The 757-nt window shown below is 65.8% G+C and carries 1 protein-coding gene; it reads left to right on the plus strand.

Annotated elements, in window-relative coordinates; translation table 11 throughout:
• Nucleotides 1-253 precede the first annotated feature (253 nt).
• Entirely contained in the window at nt 254-562 is a 309-nt protein-coding gene (locus BFN01_RS01005; RefSeq protein ID WP_071640608.1) for a GIY-YIG nuclease family protein, read from the plus strand.
• Nucleotides 563-757: the final 195 nt, after the last annotated feature.

Genomic DNA, 757 nt, shown 5'->3' on the forward strand with positions numbered 1-757 from the left:
GGGCCTGCCCCATGGGGGGTCCCGGAGCCCCTTTGGGTCCCTGGGCCTGTCGAAGGGCCGCCCGCTTGGGATCCTGACGGGATCCTGCTGAAGGGCCGCCCTTTATGGGTCCCTGAGCCTGCCGAAGGGCGGGCGGCCTCGCCCTGGGGAGCCCAGCTGTTCTGCCGCGCCCACGACCCGCCCAGAGGTGCTGACGCCGCCGGTTATCCACAAGCAATCACAGACGACCCTGCAACAGCGCGAACATGGACTCATGCCTTGGATGTACATCCTCGAGTGCGCTGACGGCGCCTTCTACACCGGCAGCACGAACGGCGATGTCGCCGCGCGTGTCTGGGCGCACAACTTCGATGATGTGCATTCCGCTGCCTTCACTCGAAAGAGACGTCCTGTCAGGCTGGTGTACGCCGAGGACTACCCGACGGTCGACGCGGCGTTCGCTCGGGAGAAGCAGGTGCAGGGCTGGAGTCGACGCAAGAAGCTGGCGCTCATCGAAGGCCGGGTGGACGAGCTTCCTGCGCTGTCGCGGCCTGCGGCAGACGGCGACGCACCTGATCGGTGAGTGGCGGCCCTTCGACAGGCTCTGGGACCCAAGGTGGCGGCCCTTCGGCAGGCTCAGGGACCCAAGAAGGCTGGCCTTTCGGCAGGCCCAAGGGCCCAACGGGCCTGTCTCTTATACACCTCCGACGCTGCCGACGAACCCTACGGGGTAGAGTGTGGCGGTCGCCTGAGCATCAAAAACAAAAAAACACTGAAA

The sequence above is a fragment of the Microbacterium sp. AR7-10 genome, from assembly GCF_001878835.1.
Lineage (GTDB): Bacteria > Actinomycetota > Actinomycetes > Actinomycetales > Microbacteriaceae > Microbacterium > Microbacterium commune.

Coding starts and splice junctions, on each gene's coding strand:
- BFN01_RS01005 (WP_071640608.1), top strand. CDS start 254: ATGCCTTGGATGTACATCCTCGAGTGCGCTGACGGCGCCTTCTACACC.